15 protein-coding genes are annotated in these 23,739 nt (G+C 61.1%); 3 read left to right on the top strand and 12 right to left on the bottom strand.

Features of this window, described 5'->3' with window-relative positions; translation table 11 throughout:
* Positions 1-72: 72 nt before the first annotated feature.
* A complete protein-coding gene (locus tag BLV09_RS28075) occupies positions 73-1,383 on the bottom strand; it encodes an HlyD family type I secretion periplasmic adaptor subunit (RefSeq protein WP_146689720.1) in 1,311 nt (436 codons plus the stop codon).
* Entirely contained in the window at positions 1,380-3,125 is a 1,746-nt protein-coding gene (locus BLV09_RS28070; protein WP_146689719.1) for a type I secretion system permease/ATPase, read from the bottom strand. The genes BLV09_RS28075 and BLV09_RS28070 overlap by 4 nt, the downstream gene beginning before the upstream one ends.
* A 192-nt stretch (positions 3,126-3,317) precedes the next feature.
* Here BLV09_RS28070 and BLV09_RS28065 point away from each other — a divergent pair, with 192 nt between their 5' ends.
* Entirely contained in the window at positions 3,318-3,734 is a 417-nt protein-coding gene (locus tag BLV09_RS28065) for a DUF1236 domain-containing protein (RefSeq protein WP_100385461.1), read from the top strand.
* Between the two features lie 114 nt (positions 3,735-3,848).
* Here the strand turns inward: BLV09_RS28065 and BLV09_RS28060 are convergent, their stop codons facing one another.
* Positions 3,849-4,118 carry a GlsB/YeaQ/YmgE family stress response membrane protein gene (locus BLV09_RS28060; RefSeq protein WP_100387411.1) on the bottom strand — a complete coding sequence of 90 codons (270 nt, stop codon included), beginning with the start codon at positions 4,116-4,118 and terminating at the stop codon, positions 3,849-3,851.
* A 227-nt stretch (positions 4,119-4,345) separates the two neighbouring features.
* Here BLV09_RS28060 and BLV09_RS28055 point away from each other — a divergent pair, with 227 nt between their 5' ends.
* A complete protein-coding gene (locus BLV09_RS28055) occupies positions 4,346-4,543 on the top strand; it encodes a hypothetical protein (RefSeq protein ID WP_146689718.1) in 198 nt (65 codons plus the stop codon).
* Positions 4,544-4,555: 12 nt separating this feature from the next.
* Here BLV09_RS28055 and BLV09_RS28050 read toward each other — a convergent pair whose 3' ends face one another.
* The 7 genes from BLV09_RS28050 to BLV09_RS28020 form a co-directional block, all read right to left on the bottom strand.
* Entirely contained in the window at positions 4,556-5,542 is a 987-nt protein-coding gene (locus BLV09_RS28050) for an ABC transporter ATP-binding protein (RefSeq protein WP_146689717.1), read from the bottom strand.
* A complete protein-coding gene (locus BLV09_RS28045; RefSeq protein ID WP_100385458.1) occupies positions 5,539-6,951 on the bottom strand; it encodes an amidase in 1,413 nt (470 codons plus the stop codon). The genes BLV09_RS28050 and BLV09_RS28045 overlap by 4 nt, the downstream gene beginning before the upstream one ends.
* A complete protein-coding gene (locus tag BLV09_RS28040) occupies positions 6,948-7,145 on the bottom strand; it encodes a hypothetical protein (RefSeq protein ID WP_100385457.1) in 198 nt (65 codons plus the stop codon). Before BLV09_RS28040 ends, BLV09_RS28045 begins: the two co-directional genes overlap by 4 nt.
* Complete coding sequence (locus BLV09_RS28035; RefSeq protein ID WP_167558900.1) at positions 7,142-8,209, bottom strand: ABC transporter ATP-binding protein; 1,068 nt, start codon at positions 8,207-8,209, stop codon at positions 7,142-7,144. The genes BLV09_RS28040 and BLV09_RS28035 overlap by 4 nt, the downstream gene beginning before the upstream one ends.
* 4 nt (positions 8,210-8,213) lie before the next feature.
* Positions 8,214-9,101, bottom strand: coding sequence for an ABC transporter permease (locus BLV09_RS28030; RefSeq protein ID WP_100385456.1), 888 nt, complete (start codon positions 9,099-9,101; stop codon positions 8,214-8,216).
* A gap of 18 nt (positions 9,102-9,119) precedes the next feature.
* A complete protein-coding gene (locus BLV09_RS28025) occupies positions 9,120-10,073 on the bottom strand; it encodes an ABC transporter permease (RefSeq protein WP_100385455.1) in 954 nt (317 codons plus the stop codon).
* Positions 10,074-10,261: 188 nt separating this feature from the next.
* A complete protein-coding gene (locus BLV09_RS28020) occupies positions 10,262-11,929 on the bottom strand; it encodes an ABC transporter substrate-binding protein (protein ID WP_100385454.1) in 1,668 nt (555 codons plus the stop codon).
* 203 nt (positions 11,930-12,132) lie between these two features.
* Between BLV09_RS28020 and BLV09_RS28015 the strand changes: the two genes are divergently transcribed.
* Complete coding sequence (locus tag BLV09_RS28015) at positions 12,133-13,728, top strand: ABC transporter substrate-binding protein (protein ID WP_146689716.1); 1,596 nt, start codon at positions 12,133-12,135, stop codon at positions 13,726-13,728.
* A gap of 124 nt (positions 13,729-13,852) precedes the next feature.
* Here the strand turns inward: BLV09_RS28015 and BLV09_RS28010 are convergent, their stop codons facing one another.
* Both BLV09_RS28010 and BLV09_RS28005 read right to left on the bottom strand, forming a co-directional pair.
* Positions 13,853-16,081 (bottom strand): CHASE2 domain-containing protein, encoded by a 2,229-nt coding sequence (locus BLV09_RS28010; RefSeq protein WP_146689715.1) that lies wholly within the window; start codon positions 16,079-16,081, stop codon positions 13,853-13,855.
* A gap of 77 nt (positions 16,082-16,158) precedes the next feature.
* Entirely contained in the window at positions 16,159-23,289 is a 7,131-nt protein-coding gene (locus tag BLV09_RS28005) for an Npun_F0296 family exosortase-dependent surface protein (protein ID WP_167558899.1), read from the bottom strand.
* Positions 23,290-23,739: the final 450 nt, after the last annotated feature.

The raw sequence follows: 23,739 nt of genomic DNA, 5'->3' as shown, positions 1-23,739 counted from the left end.
CTTCGGGATGGCACGAAGTGAGAGCCTATCTTTCAACTACAATGGCTGGATGGTTATGTCGCAACCCCGACCTCACCTCTCGCGGAACGCGCGCATCAGCTGATCGTGCAGCGGCTTGATGAGGTAGGACAGCATGGTGCGATCGCCGGTCTGGACAAAGGCCTCCACCGGCATCCCGGGTATCAGCTTGGCCTCGCCAAGACGGGCCACCTCTTCCGGCGGCATCGAGACGCGGATCGTGTAATAGGCCTGTCCGGTGCGCTGATCGGTGGTGACATCTGGCGAAACGCGGGTGACGACGCCGTTCAGTTCCGGCGTCGTGCGCTGGTTGAAGGCCGACAGCCGCAGCAAGGTCTTTTCGCCGATCTGCAGTTTATCGATATCCTGCGGATTGACCTTGGCTTCGACCTGGAGGTCATCGGCCTGCGGAACGATCATCATGATGGCGTCGCCGGCGGTAATCACGCCGCCCACGGTATGAACCGTCGATTGCTCGACCATGCCGTCCTGCGGGGCGCGGATATCGACGCGCCGCAACTGGTCTTCGGCCGTCACCTTGCGTTCGATATATTCGCCGATCTTGTCGTTGGTCTCGCGTAAGTCCTTGGAGACATCGCTGACCATATCCTTGTCGACCTGGATGATCTGCAATTCGGTTTCGGTGATCTTGCCCTTGGCCTGCGCCTTCGATGAGATGTATTGCGCCCGCTCTCCGGACAGCCGGGCTCCATCGCGCTCGAGTGTGGTCAGGCGCGTCAGCTGCACCAGATGCTGGTCGTAGAGCGAGCGAACCCCGACCAGTTCCTTGTCCACCAGCGCGATTTCCTGGTCTTTGGCCTGCTCCTGCGCGGTAAGACCGGCGATTTCCTCATTCAGCTGCGTGATCCGCTCGTGCAATTGCGCCTTCTGTCCGGTCCGGCCCGTGGTGCGGACTTCGAACAATTTGGCTTCGCTCGCCATCACGCTCTTGACGTCGGGATCATTGGCGCGGTCACGCAGCGAGGCGGGAAATACCACCTTGTCGAGACCCTGCTGCTCGGCCTCGAGCCGCGCGGCTCTCGCCCACAGGCCATCGAGATTCTTGGTGACGATTGCAAGGTTAGCCTTGGTGACGGTGTCATCGAGCCGCACGACGATATCGCCGGCCTTGACGATATCGCCATCATGCGCACGCAACTCACCGACGACGCCTCCGGTCGGATGCTGGACTTTCTTGACACTGGATTCGACGACGATCGATCCCGGCGCAATCAGCGCGCCGGAGATCTCGGCCGTCGACGCCCAACCGCCAAGGCCGCCGGCGAGAAGCACGACCACGGTCAGTCCGACCATCAAATGCAGCCGTATCGACGATCGTGCGCCCTGTGTTTCGCTGCCGCTCATGGTTTGGCAACCCCGCCCTCGGATACGATCTTGATCGGCGTCGGCGGATTAACCCGCTGCAACACCTGCCCGAGCACCGTTTCCTTCGGCCCGAAGGCGTGCATGCGGCCTTCCCTCAGCACCAGAAGCTGATCGACCGCCTCGATGCCGACCGGCCGATGCGCCACGATCACCACGATGGCGCCGCGCTCGCGCGCCGCACGAACCGCCCGCGTCAGCGCCTCATCGCCCTCGGTATCGAGATTGGAGTTCGGCTCATCGAGGACGATCAGGAACGGATCGCCATACAGCGCCCTCGCCAGCGCCACGCGTTGCGCCTGGCCGGCGGAAAGCGAAGTCCCCTGTTCGCCGACCTGGGTATCGTAGCCGTCGCGCATCTTGATGATGATCTGATGCACGCCCGCTTCCTTTGCGGCCGCAATGATCTTTTCCGAATTGGCTTCGGGATCGAAACGGGAAATATTCTGGGCGACGGTACCGGCAAACAGTTCGACATCCTGCGGCAGATAGCCGATGTGAGCGCCGAGAACATCCGACGACCACTGGTCGAGCGCTGCGCCGTCGAGCCGAACCTTGCCGCGAAATGGCTGCCACACACCGACCAGCGCACGCACCAACGACGACTTTCCCGATCCGCTCGGCCCGATCACGCCCAATGCACTTCCAGCCTCGAGCGCGAAGGTGACGTCCTGGACGATGATCTTCTGATCGCCCGGCGGCACCATGCTGATGCCTTCGACCGAAAGGCGGCTCGACGGGTTCTGCAGCAGCATTTGCCCGGTCCGCTCAGGCATCTTCTCGAGCAACAGGTTCAGACGATGCCAGCTCTGGCGCGCGGCGACGAAGCCTTTCCAGTGCGCGATCGCCAGATCGACCGGGGCCAGTGCGCGTGCGCTCAGGATCGAGCCCGCGATGATGATACCTGCGGTCGCTTCCTGGTGGATCACCAGATAGGCGCCGACGGCAAGCACCGCCGATTGCAGGGTCATGCGCAGCACTTTGGCAATCGCGCCGAGACCGCCGGCAATGTCGCTGGCGCGCTGATTGCCCGCCAGATAATTCTGGTTGGCTTCGACCCAGCGGTTGGTCAGCCGCCCGGACATTCCCATCGCAATCAGCACCTCGGCGTTTCGCCGGCTGGTGGCGGCAAGGTCGTTGCGGCGCGCCGCCAGTCCTGTCGCCTCGCGCGCCGGCGCGCGCGACATGTATTCGGTGACAAGGGTAAGGCTGACGAGAATGATGGCGCCGACCAGCGCCGTCAGGCCGATCATGACATGGAAGGTGAAACAGATCGCCAGATAGAACGGCAGCCAGGGCAGATCGAAGAAGGCGCCCGGCCCCATGCTAGAGAGAAACGAGCGCACGGCATCCAAATCCCGTAATGGCTGAAGTCCGTCATTGCGTCCGCCGACGGTCAACGGCATCCGCACGATGGTCTCGAACACCCGGCGATTGAGCGATTCATCGAGCGCGGTCCCGACGCGACCGAGGATCCGTCCGCGGATCAGATCGAGGATGCCCTGGAAGAAGTACATTCCGCCGGCGAGGATCGCCAAACCGATCAGTGTCGGTACGCTCCGGCTCGGCAGCACCCGGTCGTAGACTTCCAGCATGAACAGCGAGCCGGTCAGATAGAGCACATTGATCATGCAGCTCATGATGCCGACGCCGATGAAGGCGTTGCGACAAGTGCGCAGCGCGTCACCGAGTTCGGAGCGCCGGACCGCGGGAGCGGCTGCCATCAATCAAATCTCTTAAATGAAATACGAGAACCGCATTTTACCGATGTTTCCGCCTACCGTCCATTTAAGTCGCATTAACCTAAATGGGGCAGCCGGCTCACCGGCAGAACCGGTTTATTCGGGGCGCCGCGGAGGAACCGAATCGGCGCCGAATGACTTGTCCTCCCACCTTAACGGATACTGGGAGACATCATGATTCGCCGTTTTATCGGAATTGCCGCCTTAGCTGCCACCGTGGCGCTTCCCGTCGTCGCGCAAGCCCAGGGGGTTCCCGGTGGAGTTGAGCGAGGCTCAAGAGAAGGCGAGCGCGCGGCGGGTCCCGTCGGCGCGGTGGTCGGCGGCGTCGTTGGTGGTGTGGTTGGTGGCGTCACCGGAGTTCTGGGCGTCGATCAGCGCCCGCGCTTTCACAGCTATGTCGTCGAGCAGCGCCGGCCCTCCTATCATTATGGCGAGGACGTGCGGGTCGGCGCCGTCCTTCCTGAAGCAGGCGTCACCTATTATGACGTGCCGCAGGAATATGGCGTCCATGACTATCGCTACACGGTCGTGAACGACCGCACGGTTCTGGTCGATCCGCGCACCCACCGGATTGTCGAGATCGTCGAATAAGCGATTTCGACGCCGCTAATAAGCAATAAGTAAGGGGCCGTCTCTCGGGACGGCCCCTTCGTTTGCAGCGTTCTGATCGAAATGTCTGGCGCGGCGAACGTTTATGGCGTCACGTCAGAAACGGCCGCCGGTTCGAATCAGCCGGACGATCAGCAACAGCAGAATGGCGCCGATCGCGGAATCGATGATCTCGCGCACCAGCCCGACGCCGAGCTGAATGCCAAGCTTCGGAAACAGCCAACTGGCGACAAAGGCGCCGGCGATGCCGACAATGATATCGCCGATAATTCCAAAGCCGGTACCCCGAACGATCTTTCCGGCGAGCCAGCCCGCAATCAAGCCAACGAATAAAATAACGAGAAGGCCTTCACTGGACAGTCGCATCAAAAACCCCCCTGTTTGCAGCGTGTCATATCGCCGCGCTGCATTCGAATCTACCCACAATTATATGACGTGACGACCCCAATCCCGCTAATTTTAGTTAGATCGCGAGCGCCCTCCACAATGGTGGCGTGGCCATTTTCAATGAAGGCGAAACTTTGACGCAGCAACAGCGTTATCCAAGCATGACTCAACCGGATACTTGGTATGTGGCCTTTGGGCCAAGCAAAATGGCGGGCGACGGCGCAAAAGGCGCGGCCCGCTCAACCCGGACATTCAAATCGGAAGTCGATGCCAAGCTGTTCGCCATGCAGATCCTGGCCAAGGGCTGGACCGCGAGCGCCGGCACGCTCAATCCGCATCAGCCCAAGCGCATTGTCGGTGCTTCCGAGATCGAACGCTGGGCCGACCCGGGCCTCGGCGCTTGACTTCAGATACGGCTAGGTCGCGGCGACCGCGACGCCAGCGTTTTCAGCCAGGATGCATCTGGCGTGCCTGCCCGGCCCTATCTGCACATCGGGCGGCAGCGCTTCGATGCAGCGCGCTTGCGCAAAACCGCAACGGGGGGCGAAGGCGCAACTGACCGGCGCCTGGTCGAGCGACGGCGGCGTCCCCGGAATGGTTTCCAGGCGCTGACCTCTCTTGGCGCCGTGCACGGTAGAGGCCAGCAACCCCTGCGCATAGGGATGGACCGGCGAACGCACGATCTGGCTGAGCGTGCCCTGTTCGACGATCTGGCCCGCATACATCACGGCGACACGATCGCAGATCTCGATCGCAACACCGATATCGTGGGTGACAAAGATGACGGACATCCCGAATTCGCGTTGCAGCTCGCGCAGCAACAGCAGGATCTGGATCTGCACGGTGGCGTCCAGCGCCGTCGTCGGCTCGTCCGCCAACAGGATTTTCGGCTTGCAGGCCAGCGCCAGCGCGATCATCGCGCGCTGCCGCATGCCGCCGGACATCTCATGCGGATAGGCATCGAGCCGGCGTTTGGCGGAGGGAATGCGCACCACCTCCAGCATTTCGAGCGCGCGCGCCACGGCCTCGGTTTGGCTTTTGCCTTCGTGACGCATCACGGTTTCGGCGATCTGCTGGCCGATGGTGTAAACCGGATCAAGCGCCAGCGCCGGCTCCTGAAAGATCATCGACACGGTCCGGCCGCGAAACGCCGAAAGCTGTTCGTCATCCAGCGCCAGCACGTCGCGTCCGAGGACCTGAACCTGCCCTGAAATCTGCGTCCGCTTTCTCGGCAACAACCGCATCAACGCGCGCAAGGTGACGCTCTTGCCCGAACCGGACTCGCCGAGCAGGCCGAGCACTTCCCCCTCGCCGAGCGAAAGGCTCAGATCGTTCACGGCATGAACGGTACGCTCGCCGGTGAAGCGAATGCTGAGATTGCGGATGTCGACAAGCTGGTTCATGCGAGCTTCGGCACCCGGTCGTGGAAATCGGTCGCGCGCTGGAACGCGGCGCCAATTTGCAACAGCGTGGCCTCATCGAAGGAACGGCCGATCAACTGCATCCCGACCGGAAGGCCGCTGCGGGTAAAGCCGGAGGGAAGCGCCAGCGACGGCAGGCCGAGATAATTGACCGGCCGCGTAAAGCGCGTCAGCCGCTGGATCACGGCTTCGGCGCCAGGACCGCCGCCGACGTCGCTTTCGGCAATGGTGGGAGCCGCGACCGGCGACACCGGCGCGATCACGGCATCGACACCAGCAACCGCGGCATTGTGCGCGGACAATGCCGGCCCGCGCCAGCGCATCGCTTCCAGATAGGTGATCGCGGGGATAGCAAGCCCGTTCTGCAAGCGCATCAGAACCTGCGGACCGTAATCCTGCGGCCGCTCGATCAGCCAGCGTTTGTGAAACGCCGCGGCCTCGACCGCGAGAACGAGCTGGCTTGCCGAAGAGAGCTGGCGCTGATCCGGCAATTCGACCCGAACGATCTCGGCGCCCTCGCGCTTGAACACGGCAATGCTCTCGTCAAGGACCCGCGCGACCTCGGAATCGAGATCGTCGACATAAAACGCCGCGGGTACGCCGATGCGCAATCCTTTCAGCGAACCTTTCGTCGCCGCCATGTAGTCCGGCACAGGCACGGTGACGGCCGTCGGATCTTCCGGATCGGCGCCAGCCATCTGGCCCATCAGCAGCGCGCAATCTTCCGCGCTGCGCGCCAGCGGGCCGACCGTATCGAGCGATTGCGACAACGGCATCGCGCCGGCGCGGCTGACCCGGCCGACGGTCGTCTTCAATCCGGTCACGCCGCAGAAATGCGCGGGCATCCGGACCGAGCCGCCGGTGTCCGATCCCAGCGCCGCAAAGGTCAGTCTCGCTGCGACCGCGGAGCCAGATCCCGACGACGAGCCGCCGGTGATGTGATCGACATTCCAGGGATTGTGCACGGGGCCGAAATGCGAATTGTGCCCGGTCGGTCCGTAGGCGAATTCGGCCATCTGCAACGACCCAAGGCGAACCGTACCGGCGTCCTTGATGCGCTGCAGCGCCGTCGAGGTCGTGGTGGCGACGAAATCACGCCGGATCTTCGAACCACAGGTCACCACCTTGCCCGCGTCGTAATACATGTCCTTGTGCGCCAGCGGCACGCCGTGCAGAACGCCTTTGACATTGCCTTTTGCCAGCGCCGTGTCGGCTTCATCGGCCGCCGCGAGCGCAGCCTCAGCCTCGATCGCGATGAACGCGTTGAGACGAGGCTGCCACTGACCGATTCGATTCAGACAGGACTGCGTTACTTCGCGCGAGGAAAAGCGCTTTTCGGCGATCGCCTTTGCGATCGAGGTGAGCGACATCAGGGCCGGTTCAGCGCTCATTTCGAAACCTTCGCAATTTGCGCCAGAACAAAACTGGCAGGCTCGAGATCGAACGGCAGCGTGCCCGATATCGGCGCAAAGCCCTCAAATGCAGGACCGATCGAATTGGACATCCGCGTGGCAACCTCGGCGGTCACGGGTACGCCGGCGACATCCGCCACCACCTTGATCTCTTTAGAACTGGGTCTTGTCATGGAGTATTCGATCCTTTTGCCGGCGCGCGGCTGTGACCTGAACCTGGAATGGCCATGTAGCATGCCGCTTGATGACCCATTGTATCGAGCGCGGTGAGTTTTGGTGCAGCATTTGCGCAGAGCGGCTCCGCAAACGGACAACGGGTGTGAAACCGGCAGCCCGCGGGCGGATCGATCGGATTAGGCGGATCGCCCGTGATCGGCGGCGTTTCGGTCCTGTGGTCCGGATCGGACGATGGCATCGCCGCCAGCAGCGCCCGCGTATAGGGATGCGCCGGCGCGTCCCACACCCGATCGACCGGACCGAGTTCGACCACTTCGCCGAGATACATCACCAGCACACGGTCTGAAATATAGCGGACGACATTGAGATCATGGCTGATGAAGAGATAGGTCAGTCCGAATTCGCGCTTGAGATCGACCAGGAGATTGAGCACCTGGGCTTCGACCGATTTGTCCAGCGCCGATACGGCCTCGTCGAGGATCACGAGCCGCGGTGACAACGCCAGTGCGCGGGCGATGTTGACGCGCTGCCGCTGGCCGCCGGAAACCTCGTGCGGATAGCGGTTGGCAAAGACTTCCGGTCGTAGGCCCACTTTGCCGAGCAGTTCGCGCGCTAGTGCGCGGGCGGGGGCGTCCGCCATGCCATGGACCTTGGGGCCGAAGGCGATCGATTGTTCGATGGTCAGGCGCGGGTTGAGCGAGGCATAACTGTCCTGAAACACCATCTGCATGCCGCGGCGAAGTTCGCGCAGCGACAGAGCGCGCCCGACCGTCATGCCATCATAGATGATATCGCCGGCGTCGCGCTTCATCAGGTGCATCAAGAGCCGCGCGGTGGTCGACTTGCCGCAGCCGGACTCGCCGACGATTCCGACCGTTTCGCCCTTGGCGATCGAAAACGACACGTCATCCACCGCCCGCACCGTTTTGCGCGCGCTGAACAGATCGCCGCGCACCGGAAAGTGCTTGGTCAATCCGTTGACCTGCAACAGCGGCTGCGCCGCGCCGCCGCGATCCTCGACCGGCTCCAGCATATCGACGGGTAGGCTCGTTTCGTTCATGGCATCAGTTCCGGATATCCATGGCGCTGCGCATGCCGTCGCTGAGCAGGTTGAAACAGATCGACACCGCAAAGATCATGACGCCAGGCAGTGCCGCCACCCACGGATTGACATAGATCGCGGTGCGCAGCGTATTGAGCATCAAGCCCCATTCCGGCTCGGGTGGCTTGGTGCCGAGGCCGAGAAATGACAGGCCGGCGGCCAGGATCATCGACACCGAGATCAGACCGGTTGAGTAGACAAAGATCGGCCCCAGCACATTGCCGAGCATATGCACGCGCATGATGGTGAAGGGGCCGGCGCCGGAGGCGCGCGCGGCTTCGACGAAATCCATATTGCGCACGCCGGTGGTGACGCTTTCGGCGACGCGGGTGATCTGCGGCACGAATACGATCGTCAGCGAGACGATGGAGTTGACGATGCCAGCCCCAAGCGCGCCCGAAATCGCGATCGCCAGCAGCACCGAAGGAAAGGCGTAAAACACGTCCACCGTACGCATGATCGCGGTGTTGATCTTGCCGCCGACATAGCCGGCGACAAGGCCAAGCGACGTCCCGATCAGGAACGCCAAAATCACCGGAAGAATGCCGATAATCAGTGACAGCCGCCCGCCATAGACCAGCCGCGCCAGCATATCGCGGCCGAGTTCATCGGTGCCGAGCGGATAACCGGCCGTGCCGATATGGCGAAGCCGACGGATCATCGACCCCTGATAGGGATCGGCGAGCCCAAGCCACGGCGCCAGCAGCGCGGAAACAAAAATGACCAGCAGAATGATGGCACAGGCCATGCTGACCTTGTCGCGCCGGATGCGGCGGCCCACCGTCGTCCAGTAACCGCGCGCCTTGTCGGCGGGAGCGGCTTGCAGGGCAGCATCTGTGATCGCGCTCATGAATCGATCCTCACCGGCTCAGCTCCGTTTGATCCGAGGATCGATCGAGGCCTGCACGATATCGACGATGAGATTGAGGAACACGAAGAACAATGCCAGCACCAGGATCGTGCCTTGCAGCAACGGAAGATCGCGCTGGAAGATCGCGGAATTGAGCAGCAGTCCCGAGCCCGGCCAGGAGAACACGGTTTCGATCAGGATCGAGCCGCCCAGCATGTAGCCCAATTGCAGGCCCATCACCGCGAGCGCCGTCGGCGCGGCGTTCTTGATGACGTGACGGAACACATGGGTTTCACGCAGGCCCTTGGCACGCAAGGCTTCGACAAAATCCTGGCTCAATATATCGCCGGTCAACGCGCGGACGGTGCGCGTGACGATCCCCATCGGAATCACCGACGTCGTGATCGCGGGCAGGATCAGATAGCGGATATGATCCCAATCCCAGCCCCAGGCACTGGAGCCGCCGGGGCCGGCGCCGACGGCCGGAAGCCAGTTGAGCTCGACCGAGAAGATGATCACGAGCACCATGCCGAGCCAGTAATGCGGCACGGAAACGCCGGCGATCGCGATCGAGGTTGCGACCTTGTCGATCCAGGTGTCGCGGAAATACCCCGCGATCAGGCCGAAGAACAATCCGAGCGTGAAGCCGATGATGGCCGCCGCGATCGCCAGCGTCACGGTATTGCCGACCGCGCGCATGACTTCGTTCAGCACCGGGCGTCCGGTCGCGATCGAATGACCGAGATCGCCATTGACCGCCTTCCAGAGCCAAAGACCGAACTGGATCGGCAACGGACGATCGAAGCCGTAAGCGGCGCGCAATTGATTCGCGAGTTCCTGCGACGCATCGGCCGGCAGGATCGCGACCAAGGGATCGCCAGGCGTGATGTGCACCAGCATGAAGCACACCAGCGCCACGCTGATGACGATCGGGATCACATAGACGATACGCCGGGCGATGTAGACGAGCACGGATTCACCTTGGTTCAGTCAGCACGAATTACTCGCGAACGATTTCGAACGGCCAGGGCCGCAACCCTCTCATTCGTCATGCCCGGCCTTGTGCCGGGCATCCACGTCTTTCTTGCTTGCGGTCAGACATCAAGACGTGGATGGCCGGGTCAAGCCCGGCCATGACGAAGAAAGTTCATCCTCATCAATCACGGCGTCATGCTGACCGGCGAGAAGTCGACGAACCAGCTCTTCGGCTGCACGAAGCCCTTGATCTTCGGGCTCATGGCGCGGGGGCCGACGTCATGGGCCACATACAGGAAGTCCGCGTCATCGACGGACGCCGCATGCAACTCGGCGAGGGCTTCGTCCCGCTTGGCCGGATCGAAGGTTTGACGCGCCTTCTTCACCAGCGCATCGAATTGGGGATTATTGATATAGCCCCAATTATTCGACACCGGCGGCGCCATTCCAGATTGCAGGAAACGCACCATGGCGAAGAACGGATCCATTGCCGCGTAGGTCACGTTGGTGGCGTTCGCGCCGTTGGCCGAGGGGTCCTTGGCACCGCGCCGCCAGTTGGTGAACAGCGTATTCCATTCGATGACGTCGAGCTGAACGTCGAAATAGCATTCGGCCAGCGCCTGCTGCAGATATTCGTTCATCGGCAGCGGCATCATCTGTCCGGATCCCGACGCCGAGGTCTGGACCTTGACCGACAACCTCTTGTTGGGGCCGTATCCCGCTTCCTGCATCAGCTTCTGCGCGGCCGCCTTGTCATATTTGATCTCGAAGGTCGGCTTGCCGCGCCAGGGATGGCCGGGCTCGAAAGTGCCAGTCGCCGGCACCATCAAGCCGGCGAGCAAGCCGTCCTTCAGGCCCTCGCGATCGACGCACAGATTGGCGGCCTTGCGAACGCGGATGTCGTTCCATGGCGAGCCCTCGACGCGCGAGAATTGCCACGGCCAGACATGCGGCTCCTCATTGCTATATATCTTGAAGCCGCGCTGCTTGATCTCGGCGACGGCATCCGGTGCGGGCGCCTCGATCCAGTCGACCTGGCCGGACAGCAAGGCCGCGGTGCGGGCGTTGGCCTCCGGCATCGGCAGCAGCAGCATCTTGTCGACCTTGGGGATGCGCGCCTTGTCCCAGTAGTTCTCGTTCCTGACCAGTTCCAGCCGCTCGCGCGGCGTGAAGCTCGACATTTTCCACGGGCCGGTGCCGGACGCGTCGCGCGCGAAGGCCGCCCAGGCGGCTTGCGATTTTGCCTTGGCGTCCGCGCCTTGCGCGACGTCGAATAGTTTCTGCCATTTCGCCGGGCTCGCCATGAACAGATTGGTGAGGTTGATGGGCAGGAAGCTGTCCGGCTCCGTGGTGGTCAGTTCCACCGTCAGATCGTCGATCTTGCGGGCCGAGGCCAAAGTCGGCATCCGCGACGCTGTCACGCCGACCTGACTGGGATCGAACTGCGGTGCATCCTGCCTGAGCACCTTGTCGACATTCCAGACCACGGCGTCGGCATTGAACGGCGAGCCATCGTGGAAGGTGACACCCGGACGAAGCTTGAACACCCATTTCGTCTTGTCGGTCGCATCCACGGCCCACTCGGTCGCGAGCCCTGGAATCATGACGCTTGGTTTATCGGCGGACGACAGGTCCCACATCGTCAGCGCGTCATACATCGTCAGTCCGGTGAAACGGTTGCCCTCAAATCCCTGATCGGGCTGCCCCAGCGTGCGCGGAATATCGGCCGCGGTCATGCCGATGCGCAGAATGGTTTCGGCGCCGGCACCGCGCGGCAACCCCGCCATCGCGGCAATCGCCAGCATGGCAACGGCCGCCGCCGCCCGGCGTTTTCCAGATTTCTCGATAAGCATCACGCAAATCCCCTCTCAACTTTCGGTGACTATTTCTTATGCAATCGTATGCAACCGCTGTGCCAAGGCCTGGAACAGCTCGGGAAATTGTCATTGCCGCCGTAACGCTTTGTCGCAGGCGGGGGAGAAAGAAACAGCACTGCCTATTCTGGCATCAACCTTGCAAGTTCAGCTCCGAGAAATCGTTCAATGGAGCTTAGTTGATGCGCGTCCGAAATTCGATGCTTCTGGCCGTTCTGGCCATGGCCCTGTCAGCTTTTTCGGCGCGCGCCGAACAGGTGGTCCGCTACGGCATTTCGATGGCGGATATTCCGCTCACGACGGGGCAGCCCGATCGCGGCGCGGGCGCCTATCAATTCACGGGATATACGATCTACGATCCGCTGGTTTCCTGGGAAATGGATATCTCGGATCGGCCGGGCAAACTCGTGCCGGGCCTCGCCACCGAGTGGAAAGTCGACGACAACGACAAGACCAAATGGCGATTTACGCTGCGCAAGGGCGTCAAGTTCCACGACGGCAGCGATTTCAACGCCGATGCGGTGATCTGGAACCTCGACAAGGTTCTCAACGACAAGGCGCCGCAATTCGACAAGCGCCAGAGCGCGCAGGTGAAGACGCGCCTGCCTTCGGTGGCGAGCTACGCCAAGATCGACGACTTCACCGTCGAGATCACGACCAAGACCGTCGATTCGTTCTTCCCGTATCAGATGCTGTGGTTTCTGGTCTCCAGCCCCGCGCAATACGAAAAACTCGGCAGGGATTGGGACAAATTCGCAAGCCAGCCTTCGGGCACCGGGCCGTTCAAACTAACCAAGCTGGTGCCGCATGAATTGGCCGAGCTATCGAAGAATGCGGATTACTGGGACAAGAAGCGGATTCCGAAAGTCGACAAGCTGGTCCTGATTCCGATGCCGGAAGCGCTCACGCGAACCAATGCGCTACTGGCCGGGCAAGTCGACCTGATCGAAACGCCGGCGCCTGATGCCGTGCCGCAATTGAAATCCGCCGGGATGCGGATCGTCGACAACATCACCCCGCATGTGTGGAATTATCACCTCAGCGTGCTGCCAGGCTCGCCGTGGACCGACATCCGCCTGCGCAAGGCGCTCAACCTCGCCATCGACCGCGATGCCGTGGTGGCATTGATGAACGGCCTGGCCAAACCCGCCAAAGGCCAGGTCGATCCGTCGAGCCCCTGGTTCGGCAAGCCGACCTTCGACATCAAATACGACCTTGCGGAAGCCAAGAAGCTGGTCGCGGAAGCCGGCTATTCCAAGGAAAAGCCGCTGAAGACGACCTTCATCATCGCGCAAGGCGGCACCGGACAGATGCTGTCGCTGCCGATGAACGAATTCCTGCAACAGAGCTTCAAGGAGATCGGCATCGACATCGACTTCAAGGTCGTCGAACTCGAGACGCTCTACACGGCCTGGCGAAAGGGTGCGGCCGATCCGAGCAACGCCGGCATCACCGCCAACAACATCGCCTATGTGACCTCCGACCCGCTCTACGCCATCGTGCGGTTCTTCGCCTCCGATCAGGTCGCGCCGGTCGGCGTCAACTGGGGCGGTTACAAGAATCCGAAAGTCGATGCGTTGATCAATGAGGCCAAGCAGACCTTCGATCCCGCCAAACAGGACGACCTGATCGCGCAGGCCCACGCGCTGATCGTCGACGATGCGGCGCTGGTGTGGGTGGTGCACGACACCAATCCGCATGCGCTATCGCCCAGGGTCAAGCAGTTCGTGCAGGCGCAGCACTGGTTCCAGGATCTGACGACGATTAGCGTGGAGTGAGGACCGGCGACCTACGTTGTCATTGCCGGGCTTGACCCGGCAATCCATCCGCTTTGCATCAAAGTCGTTTTTCATGATGGATGCGCGGGTCAAGCCCGCGCATGACAAATCGGGCGAGGTTGCGCTATTTCGTCAGCAGCGCGAACGCGCCGTTCCAGTCCGCCGGAGGCGGGTCCTTCTGATAGCTGCGGATTCGCGCTTCATAGAGATGATAGAGCAACTCAAGCGAACGCGCGTCGTCGGTGCGACGGCCGCGTTCGATCACGGCGAGCGCGCCTTCCCAGTCACGGCTGCGATAACATGCCAGCATCTCGATAGTGAGGTTGCGCAGCCGCTGGAATCGGCCGGACTGCGCGGTGTCCTCGCGTCCGGCGATGGCATAGATGACCTCGGGCTCTTTCTTGCCCTTGACCATGATAAAATCGAGTTCGAGAATCGCGAACTTGTCCTTGACGGCAAGCGCGGTTCTCGAGCCGACGATGATCGGGAAGCCATATTCCTTGGATTGCCCTTCGAGGCGTGACGCCAGATTGACGCTGTCGCCGAGCACCGAATAATCGAAGCGCAGGTCGGACCCCATATTGCCGACAACGCAGGTTCCGGTGTTCAGCCCGACGCCGACGTTGAGCGGAATGTAGACGTGGCCACCCTCTTGCGCCTCGAGCTCGCGCTGCTTGTTGAGCGTATCGATCCGATCCAGCATGTCGACGGCGGCTTCGCATGCGTTAAGCTGATGCTGCTTGTCATCCAGCGGCGCATTCCAGAACGCCATGATCGCGTCGCCCATATATTTGTCGATGGTGCCTTTGCGCGCGAGGATCGCATTGGTCAAAGGCGTCAGAAAACGGTTCATCAGCGCGGTGAGGCCCTGCGGATCATGCTTGTAGGACTCCGAGATGGTGGTGAAGCCGCGGACGTCAGAGAACATGATGGTCATCTCGCGCTCTTCGCCGCCAAGCACGAGTTTTTCCGGCGACTGGGCGAGCTGCTCGACCAGCGCGGGCGACAGATACTGGCCGAACGCCGAGCGAATCTGCCGCCGCTGCGCCTGCTCTCTTACAAAGCTGGAAAAGATGAGCGTCAGATAGATCGCGGTCGTCGACAGCAGCGGATAGGTGAAATCGATCAGCAGGCGCTGCTCTGTGTAATAATACCAGGACGCTCCGATCAACAGCGTCGCTAGCAGCGCGCCGACCGCAACGAGGGTGACCGGGCCGAACATCGGCGCGAACGCGATCACCAGAAGTCCGAGCACCAGGGCGGTGCATAATTCGATGACAATGCCGTAATTCGGTTGCGACAGCAGTTCGCCGGTCAGCGCGCTCTCGAGCACCTGCGCGTGAACCTCGACGCCGGGCATCACAGGGTCGATCGGCGTGGTCTTGTTGTCGTTCAGTCCTACCGCGGAGGTCCCGATCAGCACCAGTTTCCGCGCGATCATTTCCGGCGCGACGCGGCCTTCAAGCACGTCAATGGCCGAGACATAGATCGAAGGATCGTAATGCGCGAAATGAACCCAAAGCTGACCGTTACGGTCGGTCGGCACTTGAAAACCCTTGACACCGACGCTCTTGATTCCGGCCTCATCGGATTTGACCAGGATAGTGTCGGATCCCGTCACCACCCGCAACATTTCGAAACTCAGCGACGGCATGGTTTCGCCCTGCGCCTGCATGATCATCGGCACCCGCCGGACGATGCCGTCGCGCTCGGTCCGGATCGTCAGCAGGGCGCGACCGGCGGCTGCGGTTTCCAGCACCGGCGTGTTGCGCAGCAAGCCGGCGAATTTGAACATGAACTGTTGCGGCTCGGGGCCGAGCATTGCCAGCCCCGTTACCGGAAGCGTGACTTCGGGCTTCGGCATCACGTCGGGCAATCCGGACTCGCCCAGCACCACCCGTGAACGCTTGATCGCATCCGCGAAAACCTGATCGTTGCTTGGCAATGCGCGCAACTTTTCTCTGGTTTCTTCGTCGAGGTTGCGGATCGCATCAGCGGCCGCATCGGGATTGAGCCGGTCAGGCTCCGCGAAAATGACGTCGAAGGCGATCGCGGCGGCGCCGAGTTTCGTCAGATTGTCGACCAGATCCGCCATCCGCGTTCGTGGCCAAGGCCATTGACCCAGTTTCGCCAGGCTCTTTTCATCGATGTTGATGATGGTGACCGGCCTTGCGGTCTTCACGCGAGGCTCTATGAGCTGGAAGGTGTCGAAGGTTCTGACACGAAGTTCCTGGATCGGCGCCGGGTCGGCGACGCGCAGCGCGACAAAGCCGATCAGCAGCGCCAGGCACACCAGCCGGGCATAGCCGAACTTCCGCGCGAACCAGCGTCGCCATACCCTTAGTCGTTTCATGGTGTCTGGATATCAGGTTTGCACTTACCAGGCATCCGATTTTGGCGACTTCGCCGCACGGTGAAGGACGGCCGCGGCTAAACCAGGTGGAAGTCGTTTGGGTGCGCCTGGATTTGCGCGAGGGTCACGCCACTTAGCGTAATCGTGTCGTGAGCCGCGTCCGTGATGACGGTGTCGTGGCCTGAATTAGCCGATTGTGCGCTGGAGAGAATCGCCGACACGCTCGCGAACAAGGTCTGACTGATATCGATGGTATCTTTATTGACGTCGAAATCACCAATCGTGGCGCTGTGGAAGTTCGCGTTGAACACGAAGGTATCCTGGCCGCCACCGCCGAAAATCTTTACCCCGCCGCCGACGTTGACGAAGGTGTCGTTTTGCGGCGTTCCGGTAACAACCGATGCTCCGGTCCCGACAATGGTGACAGTCAACGGCTGGTCGCCGGTAACGACGTGGCCATCGGTGACTTGCGCGTCGAAAGTGAGGGTCAGCTTATCCCCCGGCTCGAGGAAGTCGAAATTGGCATTGGCGGGATTGTAGGTCCAATCCAGCACTTCCGAACCGCCGTTCGATGTGACGCTATCGAACGTCACCGCTTTGGAATCAATCAGCGCCGACAGATCCACATTCGGCGGCAAGGTCGTTGAACCATTATATTCGGCAACGGCGTCGCCGGTTACCGACGCCGTAAGCGTATCGCCGATGTCGGCGTCGCTGACGGTCAGCGTGCCGGTGATCGGGCCAGGCAGGTGGTTGTGGGAATCCGAAACATATCCGGCGGAAATATTGTCAATCTCGAAAGCGTTTGAACTGCCGCTTGCCAGCACGACCTTGTTGAACGGACCGAGATCGGAAAATTCCACGTAGCCGTTCGACGAAAACGAGCCTTGGTTGCCGTTAGCAAGGAGCGGCGCGACATCAGCGCCTGTGTAGGAAGCGACCAGCGTGTTTCCGTCATAAAATTGGATCGTATTGAACGAATCGGCCGATCCCCAGTCCAGCCCGAACTCGTTCTGCAGGCTTGCAAATGTGATGGTCTCCGACCCGTGTGCGCCGATACTCAGATAGTTCGTGGTATCTGCGTGACCCGGCGAAGGCCCAACGAACGGAGCCGCCGTGACCGAGGACGAGCCGTGCACGATACCTGCGTCGCCCGATGCGACAAACGTCGCGTCGAGAGCGGCGCTGGTGAAATTGCCATGGCCAAAACCATTGTTCGATGCCGAGCCGGCAGAAAGACTGTCGAACGTCTCAGTAGGCAACCCGAGCGAGTTCGTGGTTACGCCTGTTCCCAGAACAATCGGCGATTTTGCCAGGATGAAAGTCTGTACCGACGGATTGGTCTCGCTCACGATCGTGGGGACGTCATTCGCCCCGTTGATCGTGATCGTAACACTCGCCTTGTCGGTGCCTCCCTCATGGTCGTTAAGGGTGATGGTCGAAGTCACCGTCGCGGTCTGCCCCGCGCCAAGAAAATCCAACGCGCTATCGGTGATCGAGTAGGTCCAGTCGATCGCGCCGTTATTGGTGTTGCCTGTCTCTGTCAGCACAAGCGCATGCTCAAGCGCGGAAAGTTCGCTGGGCGTCAGCGACGAGGAAAGATCGGTGTGATTGGCGGACGTCAACGTCACGCTCTGCGCGGTAATTGTCGCCGTCGGCCGGTCGGTCAGATCGACGTCCGTGAAGTGAATGATGCCGCCCGCAGGCGACGAGGAATCCGATGCCGACGATCCCGTGGTATTGGCGAGTTCCGTCACGGTAGCGGTTTGCGTCGTGTCCGCCGGCGTGAAGGCCGGCGCATCGTCAGCGGCATTCAGCGTGACCAGCGTGCCGCCGTTTCCGTCGGACGAACCTGCGAAATGCGCGTTACGGTAGTCGCCGACCAGCGTCATGCTGATCGAATGCGTGCCGTCGGTAATGGTCAGAACGCCGCCGGTATTGTTGGCATTGCTGACATAGGTTCCCGTCGTGTCCGGACCGTAACCAATGGTCTGCAGATCCAGTTGATCGGTGGCCGACAGACCGACGATATTGCCGCCGAAGCTGGAGCCGTCGATCTTCAGTTCGGCCTTGCTGCCGTCGAAAACGACATTTTGCGTGTCCGACCCATTAAGTTCGAACTGCCCGCCGCCGTCGATCTGAACCGACCCGCTGCCTGTGATGGAGCCGGCAAGCTTCAGCGTGCTGCCGTCCAGAACTTCGATCGTCCCATTATTCGCAACGCTGGTATTGGTCAGGGTAACACCGCCGTCACCAACCTGAACAAGCGCGTGCGTTCCGACCGTTACAGCCCCGCCGCTGACAGTGACACCAGACAGCGCCAGCTTGTCATTGCTGTCGACATGGATGGTACTGCCGGTTGCGACATTGGTGAACGACGTGCCGGCGACCGTCACGTCGTCCAGCGTCAGCGTTTGACCGCTTTCAATCGTCACGTCGCCATGGTTCAGGCTGGCGTTGTTGATCGTGCTGGAGCCGGTGATGTCGATATCGCCGGCGACAATGTGGCTCGAGACGGTGCTGTAGTCGTTGATGGTGCCGCCGTTGATGGTGGCGCCGTTGAGCGTCAGCTTATCGCCGCCATCGACCTGGATGACGGCGCCGGTCGCGGAATCGTCGAAGCTCGTATAGCTCACCGTGACGTTGTCGAGCGTCAGCACCTGTCCACCCTCGACCGTCACATGACCGTGGTTCAGGCCGGCGTCGCTGATCTTGCTGGAGCCGGTAATGTCGATGAGGCCGGAAACGATGTTTCCCGGTTCGCCGCTGTAGTCGTTGATTGTGCCGCCATCGATAGTCACGTTGTAGAGCGTCAGCGTGTCGCCGCCATCAACCCGGATAATGGCGCCGGTCGCGGTGTCGCTAAAGCTGGTATAGTTGACCGTGACGCCGTCCAATATCAGCGTCTTGCCCGCGTCGATCGTAACGTGACCGCCGGTCACATCGGCGCTGTCGATCGAACTGTCGCCGGTGACATGGACCATGCCGTTATCGGCGATCGTTCCGCCGGTAATGGTGGCGTCGTTCAGCGCCAGGGTGCCGGTGCTGTCGACCGTGATGGTGCCTTTGTTGGCCACCGTCGTGCCGGCGGCGAGCAGGAGCAGGCTGGCGGCGAACACTTCGATCGAATTGTCGTTGGTGACGCTCTCTTTGTTCAGCGCCGCGCCGCCCGAGGTCTTGACCGCGAGGGTGCCGACGGATCCCACCGTCAGCGCGCCGCCCATAACGATCGTACCGTCGTCGAGAACCAATGAGGTCGCGATCGGAGACGCGTCGCTGTCGACCTGAATGGTGCCGGGACCGGTGATGGTGACACCGTCAAGTGTCGCTCCCGATGAACTTTCAATTTCGACCGTACCGGAATTTTCAAGCGTCCCGCCAACGAGCGCAACGCCGCCCTGCAGCACCAGCGTCTGCCCGGCATCGACGACCACCGTGCCGTTATTGGTAACCGTGCCGCCGGTTATTGTGGTGCCGTCCAGCGTCAGCGTCTGGCTCTTGTCGACCGTGAGCTGGGTATTGCCCAGCGTGTCGTTCTCGATGCTCGACGAGCCGGTGATTTCAACGGTGCCGGCATTGCTGATTGCGCCGCCGCTCAGCGCGACATCGTTCAGCTTAAGCACCTGGGTCGCGTTGACATTGACGGTGCCGCTGTCGGTGATGCTGCTTCCCGTCACCGTGGTGCCATCGAGCGTCAGCATCTGGCCGCTCTCGATCGTCACCTGCCCTTTGTTCAGGCTGGCGTTACTGATCGTGCTCGAGCCGGTGACGTCGATGTCTCCGGCGACAATGCTGCCCGAGACGGTACTGTAATCGTTGATGGTACCACCGTCGATGGTGGCACCATTGAGCGTCAGCGTGCCGGTGCCGTCGATCGCAATCGTGCCGCCGGCATTGCTAACCGCGGTGAGCTGATCGAGGGTCAGCGCTCCAAGAGCCAGAACTTCTATGGTGCCGGTGTTGGTGACGAGCTCGTTGTCCAGCGCGTTGCCCGTGCCGCTGAAATCGATCACTCCGGAATTGCCAAGCGTGCCGTTCTTCAGCACGGCCGTGCCGGTGAGGTCGATGATGCCGTTGGCCTTGTTGGTGACGGTGCCGCTCGTGACCGTCACGTCGTTCAACGTCAGCGTCGCCGTATCGTCGACCGTGATCGTGCCGCCAGAGTTAGCAACGATCGTGCTCTGGTCGATGACCAGTGTGCCGCCCTCCAGAACCTCAAGCGCCGCATTGCCCGACAGGTTCTCATTGTGCAGCGCGTTGCCGGTACCGGAAACGTTGAGTTGGCCGAAATTGTAAAGCCAACCGTTCTTGAACACAGCGCTTCCGGTGAGGTCGATGGTGCCGCCGGGGTCGTTATAGACGACGCCGGTATTGATGGTTGCATCGTTCAGCGTCAGCGTCCCGGCATCGACCTCCAAGGAATGGGGATCAGTAACCGTGGAGCCCTGATCGATGGTCAGCGCGCCACCGGGAAGAATTTCCAGGCCACCGCCGCCAGTGACAGTCTCGTTGTGAAGCGCGTTGTCGATGCCAGAGACGAGGATATAGTTGAAATTTTGCAGCGAACCGTTTTTCAGCACGCCGGCGCCCGTGAGCTTGATAGCACCGGAGTTCAGGATCGAGCCGCCATCGATCGTCGCATCGTTCACCGTCAATTCGCCGATGCCGGTGGCGCCATCATCGAGGCCGATGACGCCGGTGTTGGTAACCGTCGACCCCTGGTCGATGGTCAGCGCTGCACCCGGATCCACCGTGATCCGACCGGAGTTGGCAATATCGACCTCAACATTGAGCGTGCCGCCGGATATCTCGATCGTCCCCGTGACGGTATTCGAAATCGTGCTGTGGTCTTTGAAGTCGCCGCCCTGGTGCAGGTTGATGGTGCCGGAATTCTGCAGCACGCTTTGGTCCAGCACTTCCATCAGGCCGCCGACGCTGATGGTCCCGGAATTGTGGGCGATCGAGTCAGCGCTCATACTGAACGCGCCGCCGATCGTCAGCGTGCTCTCATTGATCAACTCCGGGGCAGATGTCCCCAAGTCGTTCATGGTCACGCTCTCGGCCACGGCTGGAGCGTCGATCGTGACCGGAAAAGAGGGCGTTAGCCCGAACTGCTGATCGGTGATGATGATGACGTCGTCACTGGCTGATGGGACCGCCCCCGTGCTCCAGTCCGACGGATTGCTCCACAGCCCGCCCGACGGCGCACCATCCGCAGTCTTCGCGACCCAGACCACACCCTGCCCGATCGTGACCGTGATGTCCTGCGTGGCGGTTGCACCCTGCGAGTCCGTCACCGTCACGGCATAGGTGATCGTCAGCGTTTCGCCCACGGGGATGAAGTCTTCGAGAGAGGCCGGCAGGTCCGCCAGACTCCAGTTGATCGTCCCGGCACCGCTATCGGTGCTGTCAGTCGCGATCGACGCGGAAAGCGCAGACTCAAGGATGTTCAGCGGCGTCGATGGCAGGGTCACAGCGCTGCCGTCCAGCGCCGTCTCTACCACCGCGACCGAGACCTTGTGGGTATCGGTAAGATCTGGATCGGAAAACGTCATCTTTCCCGATGTCGGCCCCGTCGCGACCAGGTCGCCGCCGGGAGCGCCAGCGCCACCGTTAAACCCGATCGTATGCGGCACGCTCGACGTAATGACCGGAACATCGTTGGTGCCGGTGATCGTGATCGTGATCGGCACCGTGGTTACCTGGATGTCCGGGCTATAATTGTTGCTGACCCGGATCAGGTAGGTCAGCGTCAAGGTCTCCCCGGCGCCAAGGAAATCAAACGCCTTGTCTGAAATGCTGTAGGTCCAGGTCGCGGTACCCTGGTTGGTATTGCCCGAATCCTGGCTGACGGTGATGGCCGCCTCGATCGCGGTGAGCTGCTGCTTCGACAGAAGCGATGTGACGTCCTGGTGTTGAGTGGTCTGGTAGGAGACAGCGTCGAACGCCGCTGTGGCGGTGGGACGGTCACTGACGTTGAGATCGGAAAAGCTGATCTTGCCGGACACCGTATCCAGGGCATTATCGCCGGTCACGCCAATGCGCTCGGCCTCCGCGCCGCCATGCGCCGAGACGGTCGGCGCAATCGGAATATGCTGGATCTGAGTCGCCGGTCCGGAGTTGGACTGCACAGGACTGTTTGCATTGTTCTCCGCAAAGATGATCGGCGTGAGGTTCGGCACGTTCACAAATTTGAACGGCGTGAACACCAGCGGAACGATCGAATCGGTGAAGTGATCGAACGATTTGGTGTTCGGGTTGGTGTTGTCAGTAAACTTGAGCGTGAAAACGTCGGTGATGAGCTTTTGCAGCTCTGGCGACAATCCGCTCGACGAGTAGCTGACGCTACCCTGGCTGATGTTCACCTGATGCCCGGCCTCGTTGACCGTTGCGATCGGAGCCAGCGTTGTCTTGTCGAACAGGATGTAGGAACCGGTGTGCCCGTCCGGCTCGACCAGAACCTGGAATTTCGCGTCCGGGACACCGGTCTGGCCGGGAATATCGAAGTCAATCTGGACCAGCACCGCGGTGCCGCGGATGCCCATGGTCGCAACCGGCGTGTCGACTTTCATGTCGCCGTGTTTTGCGGTCTCGCCGGCGACAAAGGAGATGGTGCCCTGCACCAGGCTGAGCAGCGAGGAATTGTTCGACCCGTTGGGGTCATAGATCATCTCGTTGACCACCATCCTCGCATTCGAGGCGAGGCCGAACACGGTGCCGTCAACGAAGGTAACGCCGAGCGTCGAGTCGGATCCGGACTGAAGCACGTCGCCCTTGTCGACGTTGTCCCCCGAATTCAGGATGATCGAGACGCCGTTGCGGATCGCGGTCGCGTTGCCGGTCAGCTTGGTGACATGGCCGACAACGACGGCGGCGGCGGCGCTGCCATCGGCCTGGGCATATTCGACGTGGCCGGTCAGCGCGTTGACGATGTCGCCGGTGAGATGGGCGCCATCGGGCGATGCCAGCGGAGCATGCTTCTCGCCCTTGAAGTAATCGTGCAGGACCAGTTCGCGGTCGTCGTTGGAAAGGATCAGGTCGACGCCGGAACGCTTGAAGTCGGCGCCGAACAGCAAATGAGCGTCCGGGACGATGATGGCGTCCACGGGAACATGGGTAGAAAGCGAATTGACGTGGAAATGCGCAACGTCATGCGCACCCGCGCCGCCAACGGGCAGCACTCCGTCGAATTTGCTAGCGAAATTCAAAAGCCCCACCGCAAATGGTTAATATTTATAAAATTTCTTCAGTCTAAGTTCTGCATATCATTAGGGATTGCGCGGCGAAACCATCTGCTGCTCGTGTAAAGGCAGTGCAGTTTGATTAGGCAACGCCACCGAGGTAAAACTAAGCTGTCAAACTCTCCCAAGAAGAAGTATTCGATGCCAAGTATGCCAATAAAATTCCTTTAGTACGATGCAAGTCTAAGCTATCGAAAGTAGCTCCATGTATATAGCCTGGAAACAATACCTAGACGATTTCTAACCTGCATTTTCTTGCAGAATATTGCATCAGTTCGACAATTTAAACTGTAGTTCCGGTAGCGAAAACGACTACTGCTGTAAATTAGCCATATCCGGCGGAATTTGTCGCAAATACGCCCCAAACACGCTGCCGACCCTCCTAGGAAAACTTGTACCCCCGAAGGTTGAGTCTGT

The organism is Bradyrhizobium canariense (assembly GCF_900105125.1).
Classification (GTDB): Bacteria; Pseudomonadota; Alphaproteobacteria; order Rhizobiales; family Xanthobacteraceae; genus Bradyrhizobium; species Bradyrhizobium canariense_A.
This window is presented reverse-complemented; position numbering and strand designations above follow the sequence as displayed.